The sequence below is a fragment of the Leucobacter chromiireducens subsp. chromiireducens genome (assembly GCF_016758255.1).
GTDB lineage: Bacteria > Actinomycetota > Actinomycetes > Actinomycetales > Microbacteriaceae > Leucobacter > Leucobacter chromiireducens.
The window spans coordinates 1181071-1207825 of sequence record NZ_QYAD01000001.1 but is presented as its reverse complement, the minus strand read 5'-3'; the positions used below and the strand labels follow the sequence as shown (position 1 = coordinate 1207825).

17 protein-coding genes are annotated in these 26755 nt (G+C 69.2%); 4 read left to right on the top strand and 13 right to left on the bottom strand.

The features are described from left to right. Positions 1 to 29 precede the first annotated feature (29 nt). The 7 genes from D3226_RS05605 to D3226_RS05575 all read right to left on the bottom strand — a co-directional run bounded on the left by D3226_RS05605 (position 30) and on the right by D3226_RS05575 (position 12034). Positions 30 to 4556 carry an immunoglobulin domain-containing protein gene (locus D3226_RS05605; protein WP_202381359.1) on the bottom strand — a complete coding sequence of 1509 codons (4527 nt, stop codon included), beginning with the start codon at positions 4554 to 4556 and terminating at the stop codon, positions 30 to 32. A 94-nt stretch (positions 4557 to 4650) separates the two neighbouring features. Then, positions 4651 to 6270, bottom strand: a complete 1620-nt coding sequence (locus tag D3226_RS05600; RefSeq protein ID WP_202381358.1) for a hypothetical protein — start codon at positions 6268 to 6270, stop codon at positions 4651 to 4653. Further along, the gene (locus tag D3226_RS05595) at positions 6267 to 7865 is read right to left on the bottom strand and encodes an HtaA domain-containing protein (RefSeq protein ID WP_202381357.1); all 1599 of its coding nucleotides are present in this window, start codon (positions 7863 to 7865) and stop codon (positions 6267 to 6269) included. Before D3226_RS05595 ends, D3226_RS05600 begins: the two co-directional genes overlap by 4 nt. Further along, positions 7862 to 8893 carry a hypothetical protein gene (locus D3226_RS05590; protein WP_202381356.1) on the bottom strand — a complete coding sequence of 344 codons (1032 nt, stop codon included), beginning with the start codon at positions 8891 to 8893 and terminating at the stop codon, positions 7862 to 7864. The genes D3226_RS05595 and D3226_RS05590 overlap by 4 nt, the downstream gene beginning before the upstream one ends. After that, positions 8890 to 9786: a heme ABC transporter ATP-binding protein gene (locus D3226_RS05585; RefSeq protein WP_337248902.1), complete on the bottom strand. Its 897-nt coding sequence runs from the start codon at positions 9784 to 9786 to the stop codon at positions 8890 to 8892. The genes D3226_RS05590 and D3226_RS05585 overlap by 4 nt, the downstream gene beginning before the upstream one ends. Beyond that, complete coding sequence (locus tag D3226_RS05580) at positions 9783 to 10901, bottom strand: FecCD family ABC transporter permease (protein ID WP_202381355.1); 1119 nt, start codon at positions 10899 to 10901, stop codon at positions 9783 to 9785. The genes D3226_RS05585 and D3226_RS05580 overlap by 4 nt, the downstream gene beginning before the upstream one ends. Next, the gene (locus tag D3226_RS05575) at positions 10898 to 12034 is read right to left on the bottom strand and encodes an ABC transporter substrate-binding protein (RefSeq protein WP_202381354.1); all 1137 of its coding nucleotides are present in this window, start codon (positions 12032 to 12034) and stop codon (positions 10898 to 10900) included. The genes D3226_RS05580 and D3226_RS05575 overlap by 4 nt, the downstream gene beginning before the upstream one ends. A 140-nt stretch (positions 12035 to 12174) precedes the next feature. On the opposite strand from D3226_RS05575, the gene D3226_RS05570 reads away from it, so the two are divergent. The 3 genes from D3226_RS05570 (at position 12175) to D3226_RS05560 (ending at position 17341) form a co-directional block, all read left to right on the top strand. Next, positions 12175 to 15837, top strand: coding sequence for a S8 family serine peptidase (locus D3226_RS05570; RefSeq protein WP_202381353.1), 3663 nt, complete (start codon positions 12175 to 12177; stop codon positions 15835 to 15837). A gap of 11 nt (positions 15838 to 15848) precedes the next feature. Then, positions 15849 to 16523, top strand: coding sequence for a sortase family protein (locus D3226_RS05565; protein ID WP_202381352.1), 675 nt, complete (start codon positions 15849 to 15851; stop codon positions 16521 to 16523). A gap of 92 nt (positions 16524 to 16615) precedes the next feature. Beyond that, positions 16616 to 17341 (top strand): iron dependent repressor, metal binding and dimerization domain protein, encoded by a 726-nt coding sequence (locus tag D3226_RS05560; RefSeq protein WP_202381351.1) that lies wholly within the window; start codon positions 16616 to 16618, stop codon positions 17339 to 17341. On the opposite strand, the gene D3226_RS05555 is transcribed toward D3226_RS05560, so the two are convergent. The 4 genes from D3226_RS05555 to D3226_RS05540 form a co-directional block, all read right to left on the bottom strand. Continuing rightward, positions 17333 to 17848: a GNAT family N-acetyltransferase gene (locus tag D3226_RS05555; RefSeq protein ID WP_202381350.1), complete on the bottom strand. Its 516-nt coding sequence runs from the start codon at positions 17846 to 17848 to the stop codon at positions 17333 to 17335. The genes D3226_RS05560 and D3226_RS05555 overlap by 9 nt on opposite strands. Further along, positions 17845 to 18597 carry a GNAT family N-acetyltransferase gene (locus D3226_RS05550; RefSeq protein WP_202381349.1) on the bottom strand — a complete coding sequence of 251 codons (753 nt, stop codon included), beginning with the start codon at positions 18595 to 18597 and terminating at the stop codon, positions 17845 to 17847. Before D3226_RS05550 ends, D3226_RS05555 begins: the two co-directional genes overlap by 4 nt. Positions 18598 to 18822: 225 nt before the next feature. Then, entirely contained in the window at positions 18823 to 19620 is a 798-nt protein-coding gene (locus D3226_RS05545) for an SDR family NAD(P)-dependent oxidoreductase (RefSeq protein ID WP_202381348.1), read from the bottom strand. 61 nt (positions 19621 to 19681) lie between these two features. Beyond that, a complete protein-coding gene (locus D3226_RS05540) occupies positions 19682 to 21163 on the bottom strand; it encodes an aldehyde dehydrogenase family protein (protein WP_202381347.1) in 1482 nt (493 codons plus the stop codon). A gap of 197 nt (positions 21164 to 21360) precedes the next feature. On the opposite strand from D3226_RS05540, the gene D3226_RS05535 reads away from it, so the two are divergent. After that, positions 21361 to 22491, top strand: a complete 1131-nt coding sequence (locus D3226_RS05535; protein ID WP_202381346.1) for a 3-isopropylmalate dehydrogenase — start codon at positions 21361 to 21363, stop codon at positions 22489 to 22491. A 31-nt stretch (positions 22492 to 22522) separates the two neighbouring features. Here D3226_RS05535 and D3226_RS05530 read toward each other — a convergent pair whose 3' ends face one another. Further along, the gene (locus tag D3226_RS05530; protein ID WP_202381345.1) at positions 22523 to 24889 is read right to left on the bottom strand and encodes a CDP-glycerol glycerophosphotransferase family protein; all 2367 of its coding nucleotides are present in this window, start codon (positions 24887 to 24889) and stop codon (positions 22523 to 22525) included. Between the two features lie 116 nt (positions 24890 to 25005). Continuing rightward, entirely contained in the window at positions 25006 to 26751 is a 1746-nt protein-coding gene (locus D3226_RS05525; RefSeq protein ID WP_202381344.1) for a trypsin-like peptidase domain-containing protein, read from the bottom strand. Positions 26752 to 26755 lie beyond the last annotated feature (4 nt).

Sequence of the window (26755 nt, the reverse complement as noted above, 5' to 3'; positions counted from 1 at the left end):
CGCCAGAATCGACGCCCCACCCCTGGGTGTTACTCGGCGTGCGCCGTGCTGCGGCGGCGGAGGACGAGAATCGTCCCCGCAGCGAGCAGCAGAAGCGCGCCACCGGCTGCCGCGAACGGCAGTGCGGCACCGGTCACGGCGAGTGCGCCGGCCGGCTTCGCGGTGCCGGGCTGGGCGGTGCCGCCCGTGCCCGGGGTGGTGCCCGGCGTGGTGCCGGGCTCGGTGCCGGGATCAGTTCCCGGATCGGTCCCGGGGTCAGTGCCGGGCTCGGTCGCCTTTGCCGTGACGGTGAGCGTCACCGGCTCGGTGACGATCGGCTCGCCCACGCCGTTGTCGATCACGACGCGCACCTGGGTGCCGCTCTGGGCAAGCGCCACCTGCTGGAGCACGAGCGTGTCGGAGGTCGCTCCCGCGACATCCGTCCACTCGTCGGCAGGTGCAGCGAGCACTGCCGCGCGTGCGGCGGGCTCGTCGGTGTGTGCATCCTCAGCGGTTTCCTCGGCGGGAAGCGACTCGGGCGCACGCAGCTGCCACTGGAAGGTGGGCTCCGGGGTGCCGGTCGCAGAAACGCGGAACGTCGCGTCCGTGCCCTCGACCGCGCTCTGTGCGGTGGGAGCCGCGTCGAGCTGAGGAGCACGCTTCGCGCGCACCTCAACCTCAACAGCATCCGACGACGCGCTTCCGAGTGCGTTCGTCGCCACCACACGGTAGCTGCCGGAAACCTCGGGCTTGGCCGCTGCGAGCGTGAGCGTCACATCGGTCTCCCCCGACAGCTCGGTCCAGTCGCCATCCACCTGTCGCTGCCACTGCAGCGTCGGGGCGGGATCGCCCGTTGCCGCAGCCGTGAGTACGATGTCCTCGCCCTCGATGACGCGCGCACCGGTTCCGGCGGACGCCGTGGGCGCGGTTCCGGAGACGAAGCTCACACCGATCGGCGCTGCCGCCTTCGTCGGATCAGACGAGCTGCCCGACTGCAGGAAGTACGACCGCACGTTGCCGTTCACGAAACGCAGGAACTGGTTCGTGAGCGTTGCGCCCGAGTAGGAGCCGATCCACGTGCCGGCGGCAGTCTGGCCTTCGAAGAGCGGCGCAACCGAGAACTCAGTCGTGCCGTCCTGCGTGGTGGGCACAGCGCCTCGGAAGGTCTGCACGACAACGCGCTCGGGGCCGTACGGCTCGTCCTCGCCATCGAAATCGCTGCCGAACCACATGCCGTCAACCGTCGCCGTCACGTAGCCGTCGCCGGCCGCGTTCATGACGAGCTGCGGGTCGCGGAAGTTCCACTGTGGCAGCGTGCCCGAGGTGAGACGCACCGCGCCCGAGAAGTCGATGACTCGGTTGCCCGCGGCATCCTCGTGGCCCGTTCCCTTGGTGAACACGAACGCCCGGTTCGCGCGATCGGTCACGGTCGGCTCGGCCGGCAGCTCGGCGAGCGTCACATCACCCTCGAGCACCTCCTTGCCCGGGCCGGAGTGGAAGCTGACGTAGTTCGCCACCGACCAGTTCAGCTCAGCACCCGCGATGTTACGCACCGCGTCACCCACCGTGATCTCCCCCACTGCGGGAGCAAGATCGACGATGCGGAAGACACGCGCACCCGCCGTGGAGGGGGCGAACTTCGCCGGGTTCTCAGGGGTGAAGGCTGCCGTGATGCTGCGCGCACCGCCCGCAAGCTTTGCGGTGGAGAGCGTCGCAGCACCGTCTACGACATCGGCGGTGCCGAGCGAATCGCCATCGGCGAAGAACTCCACCGAACCAGCGGCCGCAGGGGTGACGGTGGCGCGCAGCGCGACGTCATCCCCAACGAACTGGGTCGGGTACGAGCCGGTGGGCTGCCCGTCGAGCACGGTTGCGGTCTCGGTTGCAGGAATCTCTGCGGAGACGTAGCTCACGCCAATCGGCGCGCCGGCCTTCGTCGCGTCAGACGAGCTGCCCGACTGCAGGAAGTAGGACCGCACGTTGCTGTTCACGAAGCGCAGGAACTGGTTCGTGAGCGTTGCGCCCGTGTACGAACCGCTCCACGTCCCCGCGGCGGTCTGTCCTTCGAAGAGCGGCGCGACGGTGAAGCCGGTCACACCCTCAGTCACGGCGGGCTCGGCACCCACAAAGGTCTGCACGACGACGCGCTCGGGGCCGTAGGCCTCGTCCTCGCCACCGAAACCGCTGCCGAACCACATGCCGTCAACAGTGGCCGTGAGGTAGCCGTTGCCCGCTGCGTTCATCACGAGCTGAGGATCACTGAAGTTCCACTGAGGCAGTGAGCCCGAGGTGAGGCGCACAGCTCCGGAGAAGTCGATGACGCGGTTGCCCGCAGCATCCTCGTGGCCCACACCATTCGCAAACACGAAGGCGCGGTTTGCGCGCTCTGCGGCGGTTGCGCCCTCGGGGACCGACGCGAGCGTCACGTCTCCATCGAGCACCTCCTTGCCCGGCCCCGAGCCGAAGCTCAGGTAGTTCGCGACAGACCAGCGAAGCTCGGCGCCCGAGATCTCGCGCACCGCGTCACCCACGGTGATCTCGCTCACCGCAGGCTCGAGATCGACAATGCGGAACACGCGCGCGCCCGAGGTGGACGGGGCGAACTCCGTGGCGTTCGCGGGGCTGAAGACGGCGGTGATGTTCCGCGCGCCGCCAGCAAGCGTCGCCGTGGTGAGTTCGGCTGCGCCGTCGGTCACCGCCGCGCGCCCGAGGGACGATCCGTCCGCGAAGAACTCGATCGTGCCCGCTGCTGCAGGAGCGACCACGGCGCGGAGCGGAACGTCCTTCCCCGCGAAATCGCGGGGGTACTCGCTGGTCGGCTGCGAGTCAACCGTCGTGACGGTTGCCGTCGCGCTCGGCACGGAGACCGTGAGGGTCACCACGGCCGACGTGACAGAACCCGCCGCGTTGGTAGCGATGAGACGGAAGCGATCGCCGCTCTGCTCCGCGGTCGCCTGCGCAACAGTGAGCGTCGCGGAGGTTGCGCCGTCGATGTCAGCGAAGTCCTCGGACCCGGCTGCCGCGCGCTGCCACTGGAACGTGGGCTCGGGCGTACCCGTCACGGTCGCGGTGAAGATTGCGTCGGCTCCCGCTGCGACCTCCGTGTTCTCCGGCTGAGCGGAGAATGCGGGGGCAATGCCCTGGGGCTCGTCGGCGAACTGCACGGGGGTGAAGACCTCGACGCCGCCTGAGCGCTGCCCGTGAGCACCGATCGTCATGAACCCGCACTGCGTGTTCGCGTCGAGGCAGTCAATGGTCTGCCCCGCCTGCGAGGTGAACTTGGCGCCCGGAATCGCGTGGTCCGGAAGGGTCCAGTTGCCGTTCGCATCCATGTAGGGCATGCCGGGCTCGGTCGAGTTGCCCGGGTAGTTGACCATCAGCTGGTACACACCGGCTTCACCCGCATAGTCGTAGTTCACGCCGCTCACGCCGCGCTTCGTGGGAGCCCAGCTGCCCGGGTCTGCCGCGTCCTTCAGCTTGATGGCGCCGAAGAGCGTGTAGGCACCTCCGAACGCGTTGCCCGTGTCCGAGCTCGTCGCGTAGTTCTTGCCGCTCAGCGTCACCGTCTGCGAACCGTCAGCAGCAAGGCCCTGGCCGGGCGTCACCGTGAGGCTCGGCTGGGGCTCGCCCGCGGCCTGGTTCACGCCGTAGCCGGTCGTGGATCCGGGGGTCCCGGGGTTCTCGCCGCCGGTGTCCGTCGTGACGGTGAGGGTGGCTGCGTCAGACGTGACCGCACCCGCCGCGTTCGTCACCACTACGCGGAACCGCGCACCGGTGTCGGCTGCCTGGGCCGCAGCGAGCGCGAAACTCGCGCTCGTGGCCTCGGCGATGTCTGCGAACGTGTCGCTGTCCGCAGCAGCGCGCTGCCACTGGAACGTGGGCTCCGGGGTGCCCGTCGCGGCTACCGAGAACTGGGCGTCCTTCCCCTCCGCAACAGTAGCGTCCGTGGGCTGCGCCGTGATCTGCGGTGCCACGTCAGCAACGGGCTCCGCGAAGGAGACGCCAACGTAGGCCTCGCTGCCAGCGTGCACACGACCGTGCGCGCCGAACGAGAAAAAGCCACAGCCGTTGCCGGCAAGGCAGTCAACGGTGCCGCCGAAGAAGCTCGGGAACTGGCTGCCGGGCACCGAGACCGACATCGTCCAGTTGCCCTGCGCGTCCATCTCGGAGTCCGCCACGTCGCCATCAGCGGAACCGTTGGCAACGACGAGGCGCGGAACGCCATAGACGTAGTCGCCATCGTGTCCGCTAAAGCCGCCCTGGCTCCGGCGCCACTGCTCCGGCATCTCGGGGCTGAGGTTCTCCCCGAGGCCGACGTAGATCGGCTTGCTCGGATCGTAGTGGTAGCCGCGCACGGTGACTGTGCTTGCACCGCTCGGGTCGAGCTGGGTGCCCGGCGTCACGGTCATGTAGGCCTGCGTGTCCGAGTACGGGGTGCCCGTCACGGTCTCGCCGGGAGCTGCGAGCGCCGGCGTCACGCCGAAACTCGACAGCACCAGTGCAGCGGTTGCGCTGAGCACAACCCCCGCGGCGCCGGCGCGCCGAGAGCCCCCGGCTCTCATCCGCGTGTCTCTCATGGTGTGGTGTTCCTCTCGGTGGTGGCGCGTGGCGCCGGATCAGGGGCCGGGAAAGCTCTCGGCCCGGAGGCGGTTCCGTTCGTGCGGAACCGAGCTATCGGGTGTGCGGCCCGGCGGGCCCCGCGTTTCTACGTCCGCGCAGGATCAGCGCGCCGCCGAGCAGCCCAGCGCTGAGCAGCAGCACGCCGCCGATCAACGTCGTGCGAGCGGACTCGGAGTCGCCGGTTCGCGCGAGGCCGCCGTTGACCCCGAGGCCCGTGCTGCGAGCGGTGCTCGCGGGTACCGCGTTCACGGGCGTCGCCGCCGGCGCGGGCTGCGCGGTGCCGGGGACAACGGGCGGGGTCACCGTTCCGGGGGTCTCGGGACCCGGCTTTCCGGGACCGGTCGGCGGCGTATCAGTGTCGCTCTGCCCGCCGAAGAAGACCGGCACGTACGCTTCGTTCGCCGCGGCGATCTTGCCGTGCGCACCGAACGAGAAGAAGCCGCAGTACGCGGTTGCGCAATCAATGGTGCCGCCGAAGAAGCTCGTCACGTCCTTCCCGGGCACGGTGACCTTCAGCGTCCAGGCACCGTCCGCGCCAATCTCCGCATCAGCAACGTCAGCATCCTGCGAGCCGTTCGCCACGATAAGGCGCGGCACACCGTAGTCGTAGTCGTCGCCAGGACCGCTCATGCCGCCGCCGCTCCGACGCCAGGTCTCAAGGTTTGTGTGGTCTGCGGGGGCGCCGAGGCCCACGTAGATCGGCTTCGTGGGGTCGTAGCCGGTGCCGGAGAGCACCACCTCGGTCTCGTCCGCGCAGGGCAGGTAGTTTCCGGGGGTCACGCTCATCACGGCGTCGGTTCCTGACAGCGCGGTCCCGGTGACGGTGCGCTCAGCGCCCGCCGGAACCTCGGTGATCAGGCACGGATCGGCGCCGGGCGTCGTGCCAGGGTCCGTCCCCGGATCAGTGCCGGGGTCGATCCCCGGGTCGGTGCCGGGATCAGTTCCCGGGTCGGTGCCGGGATCCGTCCCGGGGTCGGTGCCCGGATCAACGCCCGGGGTCTCTCCGGGGTCGTCGCCCACGAAGAAGACGGGGGTGAACACTTCCACCCCTCCCGAGCGCTGCCCGTGCGCGCCGATCGTCATGAACCCGCACTGCGTGTTCGCGTCGAGGCAGTCAATGGTGTTGCCCGCCTGCGAGGTGAAGCGCGCACCCGGAATCGCGTGATTCGGGAGGGTCCAGTTCCCGCTGACATCCATGTACGGCATTCCCGGTTCAGTCGTGTTCCCCGGGTAGTTGACCATCAGCTGGTAGAGGCCGGCCTCACCGGCATAGTCGTAGTTCACGCCGCTCACGCCGCGCTTCGTCGGCGCCCAGCTGCCCGGATCCTTCGCGTCTTTCAGCGTGATCGCCCCGAACAGCGTGTACGCGCCGCCCAGGGTGCCCCCGCCCCCGGTGGTGGTGGCGTAGTTCGCACCCGTGAGCGTGACGCTGCTGGGCTGATCGGGATCGAGGTTCACCGCGGGACTCACCGTGAGCGTGGGGCTCGCTGCGCCGACCTTCTGGTTCACACCGGTGCCGGTGGAGCTGCCGGAGGGCGCGGGCGCAGCCGCCGAGGCGATGCTTGCCCCGGCGCCGCCGAATGACAGGACGCCCGCGAGCGCAAGGGCAGCCGCGACACGTGCGGCGGGCCGCACCGTCCCGCGAAGCTGGGTGCTGATGGTGGGGATCATGCCGAAACTCCGATCGGGGTGGGCGGTGTGAGTGAGGTGGTGCGCCTCGACGCACGGAACAGTAGGGCGCCGCCGAGCGCGCCAGCGCTGATGAGCAGCACGCCGCCAAAGAGCGCGAGGCGGGCGAGTTCGGGCGCACCCGCGGCAGCGAGCCCACCGTTGACGCCGAGCCCGGCCGCCTGGCCCTGCGCGCCGCCCGCGGCCTGCGCCACGTTCGGGTTCGCCGTCGGCGGCGCGACAGCCGGCAGTTCCGGCTTCGCAGTACCGGTTTCCTCCGCGGAGTCCGTGAAGTAAACCGGAACGAAGATCTCGCCCTTCGCGTTCTGCTTGCCGTGCGCGCCGATCAGCAGCACGCCGCACTGCATCTCGTAGCAGTCCACGCTGATGCCGTGCTGGCTCTCGAAACGAGACGACTGAATCGGCAGTTCCATCTCGAATGAGCCATCCGCCGACATCGTGGGGAAGCCAGGCACCGTGCCGTTTCCGGGGTAGCTCACCATGCTCTGGTACGTGCCTTGGGGCTCGATGTCCTGCGTGTACGTGAAGGTGCTGCCCGATGCGCCGCCGTTCCCGGGGCCCCAGTTCTGGCCCGCCGCGGGGTCGACCCAGCCGAACAGCACGTAGAGCCCGCCAAAGTTCGTACCGTCGCTGCCCGTGGTCGGGAAGCCTGTACCGCGCAGCGTGAGCCGCTGATTCTGATCAGCAAGTCCGTACGCCGGGCTCACCGTGAGCGCTGCACCCGCGGCGTTCGTCGCACTGCTCTCGCCGTGGGGCGTCTTCGCTGTGGGGGTGGGCGTCACGGGGGTCGGATCAGTGCCGGGATCCGGATCCGGCTTCGTGCCAGGATCGGGCGTCGTGCCGGGATCGGGATCCGGGGTGCCACCGGTGTCGGCGCTCGTCCGCACGGTCAGTGAGAACGGGTCGGTGTACGCGTTGTCGCCGCCGTAGGTCGCCTGCCCGTCCATGCGCGGCAGGTGGTTCGTGCCGATCTCGGCGGGGAAGGTCCCATCTTCACTCAAGATCTGCGCGACCCCGTCGACCAGACGAACCGGATCCTCCCCCACGAGCGGGAAGGTCGCAAGCACGAGATCGTCGGTGCGCTTGGGTGTGCCGAAGCTCTCCCGCATGTCCACCGTGATGCTGGCCTCACCGGCGGCGATATCAAGCCGCACGTTTTCGAAGTGCAGCCACGACTGGCCGAAACCGTGCATGCGCAGTCGCCCAGTGAACTCGAGGTGGGCGGTGTCCTCTTGCTCGTCGATCCAGCCCGCGGCGAGCGGGAAGTGCGCGGCGGGATCACCCTTCCGGTATCGGGCACCGTCGTAGGACGCGACGTACCCTTCCGTGTGCCCGAAGTTCTCGAGGTAGCTGCGAATCGATCCGCGCACCCCCCAGTCGAGCTGCCCAGAACGAAGTTCGGTGGCGCCCGCTGGCACGTCGCTCACCGCGCTGAGCGTCTGCGGCTCGAGTGCGTTCGTTCGCGGTGCGGCCTCGGCCGCACCGGCCGAGACCAGCAGCGCCAGCGGCGCAACGAGTGCCGCGGCAAGGCCCAGGCTCAGGCTGCGCGCTGCGCGCCGCGCACGACCCCGGCTCACAGCGTGGCCTCCGCCCGAACCGCGGCGCTCGCGCCGCCAGTGACGGTGCCGGCCTCGCTCAGCGGTGCGCCACCCGCATCAGGACCCGCAACGGGAACGGCGGCCGATGTGACCGCGCGCCGCGCCCGTCGCCGCTTCATGGTGACCAGCACTACTGAGGTGAGGAGCGCCAGCACGGCAGCTCCCAGCACACCGATGATCGCCCAGGTGAGTGTCTGGTCTGCGGCCGCGGGCTCCGCGACAGGGGCGGCAGCAGCGGGGGTCTCTGCCGTGTTGTCCGCACCCGATTCCGCGTTCTGTTCCGCGGCACCGGGAACGTCAATCCGAGTTGCGGCGTCGTTTGTGCTGGGGGCGGCCGCGCTCGCGTCACCGGAGCCGCTGCCGAAATCGGTGATGGGCGCAGCGCCGGCCTGCAGCTGACCATCAGCCGACGCGAAGCTCACGGGTGTGAACGACTCGTTGTTCGCGTTCACGAGACCGTGCGCTCCGATCGTGATGATGCCGCACTGCACCTGCAGACAGTCGATCTCCTGACCGTTGCCCTGCGCGCCCTCGTGCGGGTTCCCGAAGCTCGCGGTGAAGCGCGAGCCCGGGATCGTCATCTGCGTGCTCCAGTTGCCGTTCGCGTCGATCTGCCCGTTCGCCTCGCTCGCGGAACTGCCGCCCTGGAACGCCACGAGCAGTCGCGCGCCGTCGGTGCCCGCGTAAGCGAAGGTCTCGCCGGAACGACCGCCCTGGCTGGGCGCCCACGCGTTCGTTGCCGGGTCGGCCACCGCACCAAAGAACACATACACGCCACCGGGCGCGTTCGGCTGGTACTGGAATCCGCTGCCGCTCAATGTGACGGTCGTCGGCCCATCGGCCGCGGGCGCAGGAGCAACGTCAACGCGCGATGCCGCCTGCGCGGGCGAGACACCCAGCGCGAGCGGGGCCACCGCGAGGAGGGGCAGGATCAGCGCTGCCGCGAGCTTGCGCCCCGCGCGGGGTCTGCGGGCCGCACCGGCGTGCGGTGAGTGGTGGGCGGTCATGGGTGAGTCCTCTCACTGGGGGTGGACGATGACGGAGGAGCCGGCTGCCCGCCGAGCTCAGCTGACTGTTCATCTGGGAAACGAACGGGCGTGATCGAGAGCGCGCCGTCTGCGTCGTGCGACACGCGAACGGGGTGGCGGTAGACCTCGCTGAGCAGCTCCGGGGTGAGCACCTCGGCGGGGGCGCCACAGGCGCGCATCGTGCCGTCGGCCAGGAGCAGCACGCGATCGCTGTACGCGGCGGCCGCCGCAAGGTCGTGGAGCACCACCACGACCGCGCTCCCGTGCCGAGCCGTGCGGCGGGCGATCGCGAGCACCTGCTCCTGATAGTTGATGTCGAGCGCCGCGGTCGGCTCATCGAGCAGCAGCAGCCCCGTTCGCTGCGTCATGGCGCGCGCCAAGGCCACGCGCGCGCGCTCGCCACCAGACAGCGAGGTGTACGTGCGCTCCGCGAAACGGAACGTGTCCGAGCGGAGCAGCTCTTCAGCGATGATCCGATCGTCGTCTTCCACCGTGGTGATCGACTGCCACGGCGCCCGACCCATTTTCACAATGTCGACCACGGGGAACGGGAAGCTCACCGAATTGCTCTGGCGCAGCACGGCCCGGCGCAGCGCAAGCTCTCGGTTGGGCCAATCGCTGACCTCGCGGCCGACGAGCTCGACCGATCCGCCGTAGGCGTGATCCCCAGCGAGCGCACCGAGCAGCGTCGACTTCCCGGCGCCGTTCGGCCCGAGAATCGCGAGCACTTCCCCCGCGCGCACATCGAAGTCCACACCCTCCACGATCCGGGTGCCACCAAGCGTCACCGAGACACCGCGTGCGCGAAGCACCGTTTCCCCGACGGGAACGGGCGCGGGCGCCTGCTGCGCCTTTCGCTTGATCGAGATCACAGCCAGCCCCCGTTCTTCCGCGAGGTCGCGCGGATGAGGAAGAAGAAGAACGGTCCGCCGATGATCGCGGTGAGCATGCCGAGCGGCAGCTCCGCGTACGGCACCGCCGTGCGAGCGAACGTGTCGGCGACGACGAGCAGCAGTGCGCCGCCCAACGCGCTTGCGGGGATGAGCACGCGGTGGCCCGGGCCGACGATCATGCGGATGACGTGCGGCACAACGAGTCCGACGAAGCCGATGATTCCGGCGAAGGCGACCGCGGCCGCGGTGAGCACGGACACGATCATGATGGCGCCGATGCGCAGCCGCTCGATGTTCAGGCCGAGGTGGCGCGCCGCGTCGTCTCCGAGGCTCAGCAGGTCGAGCTTGCCAGCGATCATGAAGGCGAGCGCGAGGCCGAGGATCACGAGCGGCAGCACCGTGGCCACCTGGGGCCAGAGCGAGCCGGCAAGGCTGCCCATCTGCCAGAACACGATCTGCTCGCGCTGGTTCATGTCTGCCGCGAAGGTCATGAGGGCGAGCGCGGCGCCGCCAAACGCGTTCACCGCGACACCGACGAGGATCAGGGTGATGACCTGAGTCTTTCCGCCGGAGCGCGAAATCGAGTAGATCAGCAGCGAGGTGAGCACGCCCGTCACAAAAGCGCCGACCGGGATCGCGAGGCTCGAGCCCGCGGCAAGACCCGTGACAATCATGAGGCTCGCGCCGACCGCGGCGCCCGAGGAGACACCGATGATGCCCGGATCGGCGAGCGGGTTGCCGAACACGCCCTGCATAATCGCGCCCGATGAGGAGAGCGCCATGCCGACGAGCACCGCGAGCGCCACGCGGGGGAAGCGCACCTCCCATAGCGCGGCATCAGCATTGGGGTGCACTGCTTCAGCACCGCATGCAAAGCCCACCTTTCGGCAGAGCGAACCGATCACCTCGACCACCGGAATCTGCATCTGGCCGAGTGCGGCCGCGAGCACGGTCGCGACGACGAGGCCGATGCCGAGCACGAGGAAGAGCATCGTGACGCGGCCCCGCTTGGGCTTCGGAAGTGCAGTCTGGCCGTAGTCGAGTACGCGGGGCAGCTCGGGCAGGGTCACTGGCCCCGTCTCAACGCGGCTCATGCGCCGGCCTCCTCAGGCAGCTCGACCGTGTCGAGGTCGACGTGGTAAATCGCTTCCGCGAGCGCGGTGAGCACGTCGGGCGTGCGCGGCCCCCAGGTGAACATCTCGTAGTCGCTCATGTCCACCACGCGCCGCCGCTCCCCCGCCGGGGTCTGTGCAACACCGGGAACGTTCAGCAGGCCGTCGATCCCGCCCACGGATTCGAGGCCGAGGGTCAGCATGAGGATGAGATCAGGTTCGAGGTTCATGAGTCCCTCGGCGGTGAGGTTGCCGCTCGTCCAGTTCTCCTCCCCCGCGACGTCGATGGCGCCGAGCTGTTCGATGAGCACGCCCGCGATGCCGGTGGAGCCGTCCGGGTTGTTGCCGTACATGTAGTACACGCCGGCGCGGCCGCGCATGTACAGGAACACCGTGCGCACCTTGTCGGCCTCCGCCTCGGGTGCGATCGCGGCGATCCGCGCAATCGTGTCGTCGAGCCGCTTCGTGAAGTCGCCCACGTACTGCTTCCCGAGTTCGGGGACACCGAGCGCGGACGCCACGTCACCGATCAAGCGGGGAATGTCGTCGATGTCCTTCGCACCGTCGAAGAAGACGACCGGGATCCCGGCGTTGCGCATCTGCAGCTGGACGTCATACGGCCCCACCGAGTAGTCCGTGAGGATGAGGGTGGGGTTGAGCTCGAGGATCGATTCCGCGTTCAGCGTGTGATTGTCCATCACGAGCGGCAGGTGCTTTGCCGACTCCCAGCCGGTGGTGAGGTCACGCCCCACGACGTTGGGGCCGAAGCCGAGGGCCCACACGACCGAGGCAAGGCTGCCGGTGCCGTCTAGGGCGAGAATGCGGCTCGTGTCGGTGATCTCGACGGCCACGTCGTCCAGTCCCGTAAAGGTCACGGGCAGCTGCGGCTCGGGGTTGTCCGTAATTGCCGCGATGTCCGGGCTGTCGAGCAGCGCGGTCTCCGGTCCTTCCAGGAGACGCGGACTCTCGGCGCTCGCGAGGCTCGTATCCGCAATGCTCGGCGCATCTCCAAACACGAGGGCGCAGCCGGCAAGGTTCGCGGCGAGGAGCGCGGCGAGTGCAGCCACGCCAAGTCGAATGGTGCGGGCGCGACGCCCGCCGTTGACGAAAAACACGAAGGTTAGGCTAACATTACTTAGGTCAGATGTTCAATCTTTCGTATTGCCTAACCTCCATCAGATGTTAGCGCGATCCTGGTCGCACGTGCACCAAGACCGCGCACGCGCGCAGATTCCGAGAGCTCACCGTGTCCTTCATGCCCCGCATCCGCATCCCGCAGTTCCGCATCACCCGGCACCGCCGCCCGCTCGCCGTCGCCGCCTCCGGCGCACTCGCCCTCGCCGTCGCACTGAGCGGCACCGTGGGCGTCGCCCAGCTTGCGGAGCTCGGCGGCGCTGATGGCCGAGCGGCAGCGCTCCGCAGCCACGCTGGTTCCGGAGCGAACGACACGGCGGAACCGCAGGTGGCACCCGAGCTCGCGGAGGCACTCACCGAGCTTGCCGGCACGCGCGCCGACAGCGCGACCGGCACGGATGAACCCGAGGGCTCGGCCGAAGAGTGGTTTGACCCGCAGTCCGGGGAAGCCGAGATTCTCATCCGCTTCGCCGACGCGGGCGTCGCGCCGGAGGCGGAGGGCGACCCCGCCGCAGCTGCTGCATCGCTGCAGGCGGGCGCGGCGGCCGCGCTCGCACGCGCAGAGCAGGGCCTCTCGGAACTCGAGGACGCAGGCACCATTCGCGTGCTCAACCAGTTCTGGATCGCCGCTGCCGTGCTCGTCTCCGCCTCGCCCACTGAGGAGACGCTGGCGAAGCTCGCCGCCCTCCCCGGGGTCGAGAGCGTGGCTCCGAACGGCGAAGTGACCCCGCTCGACGCCGTGGAGGAGCCGGAGCCGGTCGAGGATCCCGCCGCGCTCTCAGTTGCCACGGACGGCACGGGTGTTCCCGTGACGTACGGGCTCGCCGGCATCCACGCACCCGAGGCATGGTCGACGTACGGTGCGACCGGCAGAGGCGTGCGTGTCGCCGTGCTGGACACCGGCATCGATCCCAATCATCCAGATCTGCGTGATCGAATTGCGACCGTGGATCCGCATGATCCGCTGTTCCCCGGCGGCTGGATTCACCTCGACCGCACGGGCACGCCCCGGGCGAAGCGCCCCGCCGATCCCGCCACGCACGGCACCCACGTCGCGGGCACAGTGCTCGGCGGCGACGCCTCCGGCACCCGCATCGGTGTGGCCCCCGACGCCGAGCTCATGGCGGTGAACGCGATCAGCGACGGCAGCAGCGACGCGAAGATCCTCGCCGCGCTCGAGTGGACGCTCGCACCCTACGATGCGGCGGGGCGACCTGCGGGGCGCGCCGCCGACGTGATCAACATGTCGCTCGGCGTGAGCAACTCGTACAACGACTTCTTACTCGAGGTGCTGCACCGCGTGCGACAGGCCGGCGTGTTCGCCGCGGTTGCCGTGGGCAATGACGGCGACAAGATGCCCGGCTGCATCTCGAACCCCAGCTCCTCCGCGGACGTCTTCGCGGTGGGCATGACCAATGAGGCCCAGACCGTCGATCCGCGTTCGTGCGGCGGCACGACGCGCTGGTCGGCGAGCGTCGCGCAGCGCTTCGGCTGGCCGAGCGCCGAGTTCACGAAGCCCGACGCTTCGGCGCCCGGGGTCGACATTCTCTCCTCTGTTCCCGGGGGCGGGTGGGGGCGCTCCTCCGGCACTTCAATGGCCACGCCACACGTCGCTGGCGCCGTCGCGGCCCTGCGCTCGGCGCAGGCGGGACTCACCGTCGATGAGATCGAGCACGCCCTCGAGTCCACCGCGTGGCACCCGAACGGCTCACCCGCGGTCGGCGATACCCGGTACGGTGCCGGGATCATCAACCTCGCTGACGCGATCGCGGCGGTTCGCGGTGACACCGGCGTGCGGCTGCGGGTCACCGATGCCACGAGCGGAGCCGTGATCCCCGGGGTGACGATCAGCTACGGCAAACACGGTGAGACCTGGACGAGCGACGCAAACGGCTCCGCGCGTGCGCTGCTCCCCGCGGGATCGTACACGCTCAAGTTCGCGGCGTTCGGCTACACGAGCGCAACGCGCGAGGTCACCGTGTCCGCGAAGGGCCTCAGCGAACTTGCGGTCACGCTCGCACCGCTCACCACAGGCTCGGTCACCGGCACCGTGACCGACGCGGCCACCGGCACGCCGCTGCCCGGCGTGCTCGTCTCGCTTGCTGGGGCCGAGCTGAGCGCCACCACCGACCGGGCAGGCCGGTACCGCATTGAACAGGTGCCCCTCGGGACGCACCGGTTCCGCGCGGGCCTCGAGAACTACTACACCGCCACCTCGAAGGACGCCGAGGTGAAGCCCATCGAGAACGCGTCGACCACTGTCGATTTCCGGCTCGCCGCCCTCCCGCGGGTCTTGGTACTCGGCGACCAAACCGGCCGCACGGTCGAACTGCTCCAGTCGCAGGACATCGTTGCGACCGGACTAGACACCTTCCCCACCACCACGGAGGGCGCAGCAACCGTCTCAGACCCGAGCGTGCTCGGCGGTTACGACGCCGTCGTCTGGGACGACCCCGGTGCGGTGAGCTCGGCAACACTGAAATCTGCAATCCAGGTTGCGGACAAGGCGAACGCGGGCATCGTGTGGCTCGATCTGGGTTCGAGCGACACCTCGGGAATCGCGACGCTGCACGAGCAGTTCGGCTCGCCCGAGCAGCGCTCCGGCACCGTGGACGAGGCGGTGCTCGCAACCGGGTACCGGATCTGGGCGCAGCCGGAGCACCCGATCTTCGCGCCCGGCAACCTCGCAACCGGCGAGCTGATCACTGGAAGCATGGTGTTGCAAGACACGCGCCAGAATGCCGAGAAGTTCTACGCATCCTTCGAGTCGCTGAGCGGTGTGAAGCCCGAGGTACTCGCACACACGATCACGCGAGTGCAGGCCGGCGCCGAGGTGCGCGTCGACGATCACGGGGCAGGGATCGCCGTCGATGAACGGGGAGGCACGCCGCACGCCTACCTCGCGCTGCACGGCAGTCATTCGGCGTCCGACGCGCGCACCTGGTCCGCGGCAGGTCAGCAGATCCTCGTGAACGCGGCAAAGTGGGTATCGAAGGCGGCGACGGAGAGCCCGGAGCAGCCCGATCCCAAGCCCGCGGTCACGCCCACAAAGCCCGTTGACCCGGGCACCGTGACTCCCCCGACCCCGGGTGGAGAGAAGCCGACGCCCCAGACGCCGACCCCCACACCGACGCCCACATCACCGGATCAGCCCACCAAGCTTGGCGCCCTTCCCGCGCCGAGCGGCACGCCGGCGACCGGCTCGGGCAGCAGCGGTGGATCACTGCGCGCGCCCGCAACGCAGGCGAAGCCGAAGCCCAAGTTCACGCCGAAGGCGCCGGTCAGCACGCAGAATCTCCTGACCTCCGCGAACGCGGGCGGGGTGACCGTGCGTGTTGCGGAGGGGATCGCTCACCTGACGGTGCCGAAGAGCGCTGCCGGGGATTGGTTCTTCCTGCATGTCTACCCGAGCAAGACACCGGTCGACTGGATTCGGGTGAACGACTCGGGTGAGCTTCGGGTTGACGTGACCAGCTTGCAGGACGGCACGTACCGCTTTGCGCTCACCGATGTCGACCGGAAGTTCGTCGGCTGGACCGAGGTGAAGATCGGTTCGGGATCCGCGGCCCCCGTGGCCGAGCGCACCCTCACTGACCTCGCCACCCCGCTCCCAGCCGCTGTGGTGTCTCCCGGGTTCAGCCTCACCCCGACCGAGCAGTTGATGCTCCTGGGTGCGGCGCTGCTACTCCTCACCGCCGCGGGTGTGGTCTTGCTCGGCCTCAGGAAGGGACCCGAGGAGCTCACGTCCGGCGCGCTCCCGGGCACGGCTGGTGCCGCCGGATGAGTGGTGTCCCCGTGCCCGCACCGGCTGACGCGTCGCGGCCGCGTCGATCCGCGCGGCGCGTGCTGATCGCCGCGCTCAGCGTGGTGACGGCGCTCGCGGTGGCCGGTGGCGTGGGCCTCGTCGGGCTCGGCGCGTGGCGCCTTGTGGCGCCGGCCGCACCGGCCGCCGCGGAGCGGCACACCGTCGAGCGGCGGGCGCCTGCGCTCGCACCGGTCGCACCCGCGGAGCCGTCTCGCGTCACCATCCCCGCGCTGAGCTTCGATGCGCCGGTCACGGGGCTGCCGATCGGGGACGCCACGGTCCTCGACCCGCCCACCGCAGACGAGGTGTTCTGGCTGAGTGACTTTGGGCTCCCCGGCGCGGGCACCGACAACACCGTGTTCCTCATCGGACACACCTCAGCAGACGGCCGAGCGGTGTTCGATCCCCTCATCAACCGCGCAGAGCGCACCACCACGGCGCTGCCGGGGGACGAGGTGTTGATCGACACGGCGAACGGCACCGTCGCGTACGAGATCATCGCCACCGAGCGGCACGACAAGACCGCCCTCGCCACCGTTGCGAACGTCTGGGAGAACGTGCCCGGGCGCCTCGTCATCATCACCTGCCTCTTCCAAGCCGACCGCGATGTGGCTCCCGACAATGTGGTGGTCTTCGCGCAGGCAGCACCGCACTCCGCTGAGTGAGCCGCGCCGGGTGAGCCTCCCCGCCTCGGCTCCCCCTGAGCGATAGGCTGACCCTCGACGCAGTAGGCCGTGTGGTGTGGAAGGGAGCCAGCGTGGACGCGCTCCTCAACCCCACCGAGGCGTACCTCACCGCCGTCCTCGAGTGCGAGGAGGTCGGTGCAGATCCGCTCCGCGCCCGTATCGCCGAGCGCGTCGGCCATGCCCCCTCAACCGTCACGCAGACCGCCAATCGGCTGATCCGCAACGGCCTCTTCTATACGGTGCCGGGTGATCGCCGGCTCCACCTCACGGTCGAAGGTCGCCGTATCGCGCTGCGAGTGATGCGCAAGCACCGACTCGCGGAGTGCTTGCTCGTCGACACGATCGGACTCGAGTGGGAGTGGGCGCACGACGAGGCGTCGCGCTGGGAGCACGCAATTGGCGATGCGACGGCCGAGCGCATTGCCGAACTCCTCGGCCATCCCGAGCGCTCCCCCTACGGCAACCCGATCCCCACGCTTGCCGAGGCAGAACGCGGTTCCGCTCTGCCTCCACACGATCCGCACGCGATCAACGCCCTCCGCCGCACCTTTGACGCCGACCCGGCAGAGCCCGCCGAGCTCGTATCGATCAGCGAGACGGCGCAGTCTGATCCCGATCTGCTTGCTGAGCTCTCGGCCGCGGGCATCGCTCCCGGTGCGAGCCTCCGTGTGGAGCGGAGCGGTACGGGGGTGCGAGTTGCGCTCGCGAGCAGTCCCGACGGGCCTGGGATCGAACTCGACCACGCGCAGGCCGCTCAGTTCTTCGTGGCGTCCCCCGCGACCGTACGCTCAGAGTGAGCGGCCGAGGAGCTGGCCGGGCCAGCCGTCGTCGTCGAACGTGCTGAGGCGCTCGTAGCCGCACGATTCGTAGAACCGCACGAGCGCGCCGTCGCCTCCGCCGTAGCAGTCCACGCGCAGCGAGGAGACCCCTGCGCCCCGCGCTTCGTCGTCCGCGAACGACAGGAGACGCCGTCCGGCGCCGCGCGCGCGGGGGTCGCGCGACGCGATGAGCAGGCGCACATAGAGCTCCGGTTCCACGACGGGCGGCGCATAGTCGCTCGCTTCGCCGAGCACGAGCGCGCCCACCACGCCCGCATCGGCGTGCTCAGCCACCCACGCACCGGGCAGCGCGCACTCCGCGGTCACTCGGCCGATCTGGCGTTCCGAGGTCGACCACGGCTCAGTGCCCCACTGTTCCGTGTTGCCCATCGCAACGAACCAGTCGATCACCCCGTCGAAGATCTCGAGTATGGCCGGGGCGTCAGCTTCGCTCGCCGGTCGGATCCGCCACTGCTGCGTGGTCATTCGTCGTCGCTTTCCTCAGGCGTGGGGATCTCCCACCGTCCGAACAGTTCGAGGCCCGCCGAGCGTGCAAGCCCTGCCGATGCCTCATTGTCGAGCTGGCAGCGATATTGCAGCTCGAGTCCCTCTGCCGCCGCAACGCGGGCGAGCGCGCGCGTGAGCGCACGAGCATGGCCCCGGCCCCGGCCCGTCGGGAGCGTGATCACGCCAAAGTCGGCCAGCACCGAGTCGCCCCACGGGTAGGCGCTCGCCACGCTCAGGAGGCGGCCGCCCTCATCGAATGCGCCGTACACGGCCCAGTCGTCGAGATCCACCTGACCTGCATCGAGGTCTTCGGGGCCCGCCGCCTCCTCGAACTCGGCGAAGGCCTCGACATCGGCGGTTCGCTCGGGATCGAGTCTGCGCACGTGTGCGGCGTCCGGTTCTGATCGGAGCGCCGCAGCCGCGGTCAGCGGCAGGTAGAACAGATAGTCAGCACCGTGCAGGGTGATTCCCGCGTCGACAAGCGCCTCGCGGAGGGCTGCTTCACCAGCCGCAGCGGCCCGCACGCCGCCGTCCTCGAGCACGGCGGCCACATCCGGGCTCACGGCAACCGCCGTGTGCGCGTCGGCAACCGTGTGCAGCACGGTCACGCGCTCGTCTTCGTCCAGCTCGGGAGCGAGCGTCAGGCTCAGGTTCGCGCTCCGGTGTCGTTCGTCACCGGCCAGGGCTTCACGCCAGTACTCGTGCACGGATTCCGCGAAACGGGACATGCGCTTCTCCTGATTCTGCTCGCCGCGGGGGCAGTCTGCGTTGGGTCGGTAGATTCTCGACCCTATCGGGAGTTCTGGCATCCGCTCGAGCAGTTTTGCCAAATCCGCAACGCTCCCGCCCCACCCGCGTTTCCCCCAAATCCGGGTCACTTGGGCAGGGTGTCGTCTGGTCTCGCCACGCGACACCCTGCCCAAGTGACCCCGATTCGCTGGGGGCAGGCGAGGCTAGGAGGCCGGCGGGGTGAAGCGGCCGTCGATTGCCGTCCAGCCGCCGTCAACGCTGAGCGTCGAGCCCGTCACAAAGGTCGAGGCATCACTCGCGAGGTACACCACGGCACCCGCGAGCTCGTCGGGGCGCGACCAACGGCCGAGCGCGCTCTTCTGCGCGTACGCGTTGTACCACTCCTCGTTCGCCTTGATCTGGGCAGTCAGCGGAGTCTCCACTACCCCCGGGGCCACCACGTTGATGCGCACGCCCTGCGCCCCGTACTCAGCCGCAGCGGTCTTCGCGAGCTGCACGAGCCCAGCCTTCGTCGCCGCGTACACGCCCTGACCGGGCTCCACCACCTGCGCACGGATCGACGCAAAACCGATGATCGAACCGCCGCCGTTCGCAGCGAAACGCGCACCGAAGTGACGGATCAGCTGGAACGATGCGCGAAGGTTCAGGTTCACCACGCGGTCGAACTCGTCCATCGTGTAGTCGTCCATGCGCTTGCGCACGTTGGTCGCCGCGGTGAATACGAGCGCCGAAGCTGTGCCGAAACGCTCAGCCGCCGCCTCCACCTCAGCGTCATCAAGCACGTTCAGGCGGAACGCCTCGGCGGAACCGCCCTGCTCCTGGATCAGCGCGGTGGTAGCCTCTGCGGCGTCAAGCGCCCAGTCGGCCACAACAACGTGCGCGCCCTGCGCGGCGAGCGCCTGCGCCGACTCGCGACCAATTCCTGATCCCGCACCGATCACCACAACCGTGCGATCGTCGAGGCGGAACAGGCGGCTGTAGTCGGGTGCGACGTGCGTCATGCGGGGTGTCCTTTGCAAGGGTGCGGAGTGATATCGAGAAAGAAGTGAGTGCGAGCGGTGGCTAGCCGCGGGCGCGGGGGCGGATCATTGCCATGCGCGTGACGGTGAACTCTTCGATGGCGTAGCGCGGGCCCTCGCGGCCGATGCCGGAGTCCTTCACTCCGCCGTAGGGCATGATGTCGGAGCGGAAGCCGGGAATCTCGTTGACCACCACGCCTCCGACCTCGAGGCGCTCGATCGCCGCGAATGCGCTCTCGAGCGAGGCCGTGTAGATCGCCGCCTGGAGCCCGTAGCGCGAGGCGTTCACGAGATCGATCGCGGTATCGATCGAGTCGACCGTCGTGAGGCATACCACCGGGCCGAACACTTCCTCCGCCCACACGTCGACGTCGGCGGGAACGCCGCCCAGCACGGTCGGGCGCACGAGCGCGGCGTGCTCGCCCTCGGCGGGAGCTTCGCCGCCTGCAAGCAGCGTGGCACCCGCGGCGACCGCACGGTCAACCATCGCACGGATGCGCTCGCCCGAGGCCGCGTTGATCACCGGCGCCACGTTCGTTGCGGGATCGCGCGGATCGCCGACGACGAGCTCACCCATGCGCGCGACGAGGCGCTCCGTGAACTGCTCGGCAATGGGTCGCTCGAGCACGATGCGCTGCACCGAGATGCAGGCCTGCCCGTTGGCGTAGAAGCCGCCGCGCAGCACGGCGTCCACTGCGGCATCCACGTCCGCGTCAGCCGCGACGATGAAGCCGGTGTTCGAACCGAGCTCCAGCAGCGCCTTCCGGGGCGCCGCCTGCTGCGCAATGAGGTGTCCAATCTTTGCGGAACCGGTGAACGAGACCACCTGTGCGCGCGGATCGCGAACGAGCGTCTCCCCCACTTCGGGTGCACCATTCACCAACTGCACCGCTGCCGCGGTGATGCCGTGCTCAGCGAGCACCTCGCGCACGATAGCGACCAGCTCGAGCGTGGCAAGCGGCGTGTTCGGTGCCGGCTTGATGATCACCGGGCAGCCCGCGGCGATCGCCGGGGCGAGCTTGTGGCTCGCGAGGAGCAGCGGGTAGTTGAAGCCGGCAATGCCGATCACCACACCAGCCGGCTTTCGGCTGTAGTACCCGATCATGCCGCGACCCAGCTCCTGCAGGTCGAGGGGTACCGTCTCGCCGTGCACGCGCGAAGCTTCCTCCGCGGTGGCCTGCAGCGTGACAATGGTGCGCGACACCTCGGTCTGGCAGTCGACGCGCGGCTTCCCGGTCTCAAGTACGAGGAGATCAATGAGGCGCTCCGCGTGCTCCTCGAGTCGGTGCTGCACCGCGGTCAGCACCGACTTGCGCTGTGCGGTGGTGAGCGCGGCCACCTCTGCGCGGGCAGCCTCAGCCGCGTCGAGCGCGTCGAGCGAGTCCGCAACGTCGCTGACCGGAGCCTGCGCGATCACACTGCCGTCGAAGGGGAACACGATGTCTTGGTTCGCCGCGACCGCACGCCACTCGGCGCCGATGGGAAGCTGCCCGGCGGGGGCGATCAGTGAGAGCGTGTCGCGCATCGTGTGTCCTTGCGTGCGGGCTGACGCCGCGGCGAGGATCGCGTGCCGCGGTGCAACGGATGACCTGGGTACTCCAGCCACCCACTGAGTGGCCTTACCAGTTAATATAGTTCAACATCGTCCGATCGCCAACGCAATGCCGCGCGATCCGCAGCAGGCGCCGACGCCGGCTGCGATCCCGCCCGGAAGGAATCCTCATGACGAATCGCTACTCCCTCGCTGTGCTCCCGGGCGACGGCATCGGCCCCGAGGTGGTCGGCTGCGCGCTCGAGGTGCTCGATGCCGCCGAGGCACGATATAGCTTCACCACCGCGCGCACGGAGATCACCGCAGGCGCTCAGCACTACCTCGCAACGGGCGAACTCTTCGCCGAGGTGGAGGACACCCTGCGGGGCCACGACGCCATTCTGTTTGGCTCGATGGGCGATCCCGCGGTAAAGCCAGGCATCCTCGAGCGCGGCTTCATCCTCGAAATGCGCCAGCGTTTCCAGCAGGCAGCCAATGTGCGCCCCGTGCGCCTCTACCCTGGCGTGCCCACCCCCATTGCGGATCTCACCCCCGAGCGCTGCGAGATGGTGATCGTGCGCGAGAACACCGAGGGTGCGTACGTCGGTCAGGGATCGACCGTGCACGCGGGCACCCCGAACGCGGTCGCCATGCAGGAGTCGCTCAACACTCGTGCGGGTATCGAGCGAGTCGTGGACTTCGCGTTCCGCCTCGCCCTCGGACGACGCAAGAAGCTGACCCTCTGCCACAAGACGAACATCCTCGTTGCGGCGGGCCAGCTGTGGCAGGAGGTCGTCGCCGATCTCGCAACGAAGTACCCCGAGGTGGAGACCGACTACGTGCACGTCGATGCCATGTGCTTCCACCTGCCGCTCTCCCCCGAGCGATTCGACGTGATTGTCACTGACAACCTGTTCGGCGACATCATCACTGACCTCGGCGCGGTCATCCAGGGCGGCCTCGGCGTTGCGACAAGCGCAAACCTCAACCTGGATGGCACGGCGCCCAGCATGTTCGAAGCCATTCACGGCTCCGCGCCCGACATTGCGGGCAAGGGCTGGGCCAACCCCTCGGGCGCGATCCTGTCGCTTGCGCTGCTGCTCGGCCACCTGGGTGAGGGCCCCGCTGCGCGCGCAATCGAAGCCGCCACGGTGCAGGTGCTCGGCGAGCTCCCGGCACTCGCGGGTGCGGAGATGGGCCTGAGCACCGCTGAGGTAGGCGCTCGCATCGCGGCAATTGTGCGCGAGGGCGCAGCGAACGAGGCGCTCGTGCCAGAGTCCCTGCTCGGCCAGCTCGCCGAGCTCGCCCCGTCGCGCGTATAGCCGCGCCACACGGGCGAGGCCGGCGCGAGCGCTACTGGGCCGCCAGCGCTCCACGCTCGCGGAGCGCGGCAACCACCCGCTCTGCGGCGTGACCGTCGTCGTGGGGGGCGAAGCGCTCGCGCCAGGCTTCCGCTCGCTCGGGCTTGAGCCAGCTCGCGTGTGCGCCCTGTTCGGCCCACTCAGCGGCGCACGCCACGACCTCAGACCGCTCACTGAGAAGTGGACCGGGAGCCTCTCGCTCGAAATCGAAGGTGAAACCGCGCTCGCGGTCGCGATACGCCGCGAGATCCGGCACGAAAAAGAGCATCGGCACCCGCGCCACCGCCGCATCGAACATGATCGATGAGTAGTCCGTGACGAGCAAATCTGCGGCAAGAATCACGTCGTTCACATCGGGGTGAGCCGATGCGTCGATGACCCGTGCGGCCGCACCTCCGTAGCCCCCAAAGCCATGCGTGCGGGTGTGCCCGCGTGCAACGATCACCCAGTCCTCCCCCAACTCCGCAGCGAGCATCTGCACGTTGAGGTCGTCCACGACGGTGACTCCGCCATCACGCCACGTCGGGGTGTACGCGAGCACGCGTGCGCCGCTTGGTACATCAAGCGCAGCCCGCGCAGAGCGCACCGCGATCGGGTTCCGCTCTGCACCGATCGTGGCATTCGCGAGCCGATCGGCGCGCGGATATCCGAGCTCCAGGATTTCACCGCGGAACGCGTAACTTGAACGGAATTGCTCCGTCGAGTGAGGATTCTGCGAGAGCATGAGGCTCCATCGGCGGCTCTCGCGTCGGATCGCGAGACGCGTGCGCAGTCCAACATTCGGGCGCCCGAGCGCGAGATGCTTCAGCATGGTGCCGTGCCAGGTCTGCAGGACGGTTTGCCCGCGGCGACGGCGGAAGCGGTACCGCAGCCAATCATTGACGACGAGCAGCTGCGCCCCGCGCCGCGCCGCATGCCACTCGGCGCCGCCGACGAGCACCGGGATCGCGCCACTCGGCACGACCTGCCGCTCGCTCGTCACGCTCCAATAGCGCGTCAGCCCGGGGAAGGTTCGTGCGATCTCGGCGTCGAGCGCCAGCGGGTTGCAGCTCACCTGCCGCCCATAGAAGCTCTCAAAGAAGACGCCTCCGGGAGGGACAATCTGTGCGGCGGGAAGTCGCAATTGAGTGATCGCCGCAAGCACGCGGTCGGCGGCGTTCCCCTCCGGATACGCGTGGAAGCGAGCGGCGAGCTCGCGGGTCTCTGCCTCCGCGGCGCGATGCGCGGGCGACCCCGGGCGCAATTCTGCGATTCGTGCGAGCGCCGCCGTCCAGTCCTGCGCAACACGACCGCCGCTCGTCACTTCAAGCGGCTCATAGAGCCCACGAGCTGAGCCGTAGTCCTGGAGATCTGGAGCGAACCAAACGATCGGGCGCCCCAGCAGCGAGAAGTCGAGCGCAATCGACGAGTAGTCGGTGATGACGGTGTCGAAGCCACCCAACAGAGGTGTGACATCTCGGACGATCTCGGAGCCGAGCAGATGGATGCGCGGCCCGCGCAGATGCGCGTAGTCACCATGGCCCAACGGGTGCGAACGCACGACGAGGTGGGCGTCAAGCTGCTCGAGCGTCTCAGCGATCTGGCCCGCCTCGGCTGCTGTCGGGACGGCAGGGTCCACCGCGCCGTCACGCCAGGTCGGCGCGTACAGCAGGATCGACGACGCGGCCGCAAGCCCGGGCGCTCCCCCGAGCAGGGCGACGACGCGAGCTCGAGCCTCTGCCGCGAGCCCGGGATCCGCGGCCTGCGCCGCGAGTGCGTCGTCGCGCGGATCTCCGAGCACCCGCACCTTGCCCGGTGGGACGCGGAAGGCAGAACGCAGTCGGTCGGCCGCAAGCGGGGAGCCAGCAACGAACAGATCCACTTCCCGCGAGCCGGCGAGGTACATGCGCCGCAGCAGCGCGCGTACCGGGGCGGGCCCGCGCACTGTGGTCGTGACCGGTGAATCGAGATGCAGTCGCTTGAGCGGTGCGCCGTGCCAGAGCTGAATGATGCGACCACGCATGACACCGAAGCGATTCGCGTCACCAAGCCCGTGCGTGACGACGATCTGACCAGCACGGAGTGTGGCCCAGTACCCCGCCCAACCGCGGCGAGGCACGGATGAGAAGCCTTCGGCGCGTGCGGCCTCGGCCTCTGATTCGGAGCCGGTCAACCAGACAATCTCCGCCGCCGAATCCTGGATTCGCAAGGCGCGAGCAACCGCGAGCGCCCCCTCGCCAACACCGGCCCCGCTTCCGAACACCCACCGAGAATCAGCGCGGGGAACGAACCACGCGAGCAGCGCGGACAGCAGGTACTTGGGCAGCGCGAGTAGCTTGGCAAGATTGCCCTGCGCGAAGGTAAAACCGGGGGTACTCATCGTCCCCCACTGTAGAGGATTTCGCTGTGCGGGCCGCAGTGAACGCACTGCGGGCGCACTCCCCCGAAAGGGAATGCGCCCGCTGTGCGTGCCGCGTCACGCAGCTCGCTCGGTGTCTACCACTCCAACTTGCCGAGCGTGGCCTCTGTCTGACCGGCCTTGCCCCCGCGGAGGTAATCGATCTTCACGGTGCTCCCGCCCTCGTGCATGCGGATGAGCGCCGATACCGAGGTACCGCTCACTGCAGGCACGCCGTCCACCGCAGTGACTACGTCACCCGCCTTGAGTCCAGCCTTGGCAGCGGCCCCGTCGCGAGTCACATCAACGAGCAACCCACCTGCGTGCCCCGCATCCTCGTCAGTGTCCTGCGTGGAGTCTGCAACCGAGGCTCCCAGCAGGCCGTGCGAGGGCTGTTCACCGGCGATGATCGCATCGGCAACACGCGTCGCCAGGTTCGCGGGGATCGCGAAGCCCAGTCCGTCGCTGCCCGCCGCGCCGTTCGAGGCGGCCGCCGAAGCGATCGCGACGTTGATGCCAATCAGTTCGCCCTTGCCGTTGAGCAGCGCGCCGCCCGAGTTGCCCGGGTTGATCGACGCATCTGTCTGAATGACCGGCAGGGTCACGGCGCCACCGCCGGACTGCTGTTGCTGCTGCTGCTCTTCCTGCTGCTGGCCGTTGTCGGGCAGTCCGAACCGGAAGTCCCAGGGGAAGCCTGGGCTCTGCTGCTCGTCGTCCTGCTGCGGCGTCGGATCCTGTGGAATCAGCGGGCTGCCGACCGAAATGCCTCGGTTCAGCGCACTGACGACACCACTCGTCACAGTGTTCGCGAGGTTCAGCGGCGCGCCAATAGCTACCGTCAGATCGCCGACATCAAGCTTGTCCGAGTCCGCGACCTTGATTGCGGGCAACCCGGTCGCGTCGACCTTCACTACAGCGAGGTCGGCGTAGGGGTCGACACCCACGACCGAGCCGCTGAGAATCCGGCCGTCGCTGAACTTGACCCGCACGTTTGCGTCCTGCATCGCGGCCCCGTCGAGGGTGACCACGTGGGCGTTCGTGATGATGTACCCATCTTCGCTGTAGATCACGCCCGAGCCGGAGCCGCTCGCGTTCCCACCCGATACCTCGAGCGTGACGACGCTCGGCGTTGCGACCGCGGCGACACCGGAGATCGCAGTCGCGTTCTCCGCATTGTTGAGAGTGATCGTGCCGCCCTGTGCTTGGTTCTGCGGTGCATTGTTGGAGGAGACGAGCGCCGCGACGCCGCCGCCCACGAGGCCACCGAGGAGGGCGCCGATCGCGAGGCCAGCGAGCAGCGAGCCCGTGCGCGACTTCGGGTGGGCCGAGCCGCCCGCGGGCACTGCCGCAGCACCGAATGCCTCACCGGGCGTGCCGGTGCCCCCCGCGCCGCCCGAAGCGCCCTGCTGCGCGGGGGCCGGGATACCGAGCCCCGACGGCACCCCGTGCTCCGGCAGCTGAACGGTCGGCTGCGTGGCGTGCTGCTGGTGTGCAGCGTGCTGCTGAGCGCCGGCCGGCTGCTGCACCGCGTGCTGCTGCGCGACGGGCTGCTGCGGAACAGCGTGCTGCTGGTGCTGCGGCTGCTGAACGTCAGCGGTTGCGTGCGGCGCGTACTGCGGTGCCGGGGCGCTCACGGGCTGCGGAGCCGGCGTCTGAACAGCCGGTGCCTGCGCCTGCTGGGGCTGCGCCCCCGGGGCCTCGGGCACGGCGCTCGGCGCAGTGCCCTCAGTCGCTCCCTGCGTCGGCGCGTGCGGCGGGGTCAGGCCGTCACCGGGCGCGGCGGGCGTCGTGGGGGTCACCGCGTCCTCGCGGTCTGTGCCCTGGCTCTCGGGGGTGGTAGTCATGTGA

Excerpts from the sequence above, each read along its gene's own strand:
- D3226_RS05570 (WP_202381353.1), top strand. The coding sequence starts at position 12,175 with ATGCCCCGCATCCGCATCCCGCAGTTCCGCATCACCCGGCACCGCCGC.
- D3226_RS05530 (WP_202381345.1), bottom strand. The coding sequence starts at position 24,889 with ATGAGTACCCCCGGTTTTACCTTCGCGCAGGGCAATCTTGCCAAGCTA.
- D3226_RS05525 (WP_202381344.1), bottom strand. The coding sequence starts at position 26,751 with ATGACTACCACCCCCGAGAGCCAGGGCACAGACCGCGAGGACGCGGTG.
- D3226_RS05605 (WP_202381359.1), bottom strand. The coding sequence starts at position 4,556 with ATGAGAGACACGCGGATGAGAGCCGGGGGCTCTCGGCGCGCCGGCGCC.
- D3226_RS05555 (WP_202381350.1), bottom strand. The coding sequence starts at position 17,848 with ATGACCACGCAGCAGTGGCGGATCCGACCGGCGAGCGAAGCTGACGCC.
- D3226_RS05590 (WP_202381356.1), bottom strand. The coding sequence starts at position 8,893 with ATGACCGCCCACCACTCACCGCACGCCGGTGCGGCCCGCAGACCCCGC.
- D3226_RS05550 (WP_202381349.1), bottom strand. The coding sequence starts at position 18,597 with ATGTCCCGTTTCGCGGAATCCGTGCACGAGTACTGGCGTGAAGCCCTG.
- D3226_RS05535 (WP_202381346.1), top strand. The coding sequence starts at position 21,361 with ATGACGAATCGCTACTCCCTCGCTGTGCTCCCGGGCGACGGCATCGGC.
- D3226_RS05545 (WP_202381348.1), bottom strand. The coding sequence starts at position 19,620 with ATGACGCACGTCGCACCCGACTACAGCCGCCTGTTCCGCCTCGACGAT.
- D3226_RS05580 (WP_202381355.1), bottom strand. The coding sequence starts at position 10,901 with ATGAGCCGCGTTGAGACGGGGCCAGTGACCCTGCCCGAGCTGCCCCGC.
- D3226_RS05540 (WP_202381347.1), bottom strand. The coding sequence starts at position 21,163 with ATGCGCGACACGCTCTCACTGATCGCCCCCGCCGGGCAGCTTCCCATC.
- D3226_RS05600 (WP_202381358.1), bottom strand. The coding sequence starts at position 6,270 with ATGATCCCCACCATCAGCACCCAGCTTCGCGGGACGGTGCGGCCCGCC.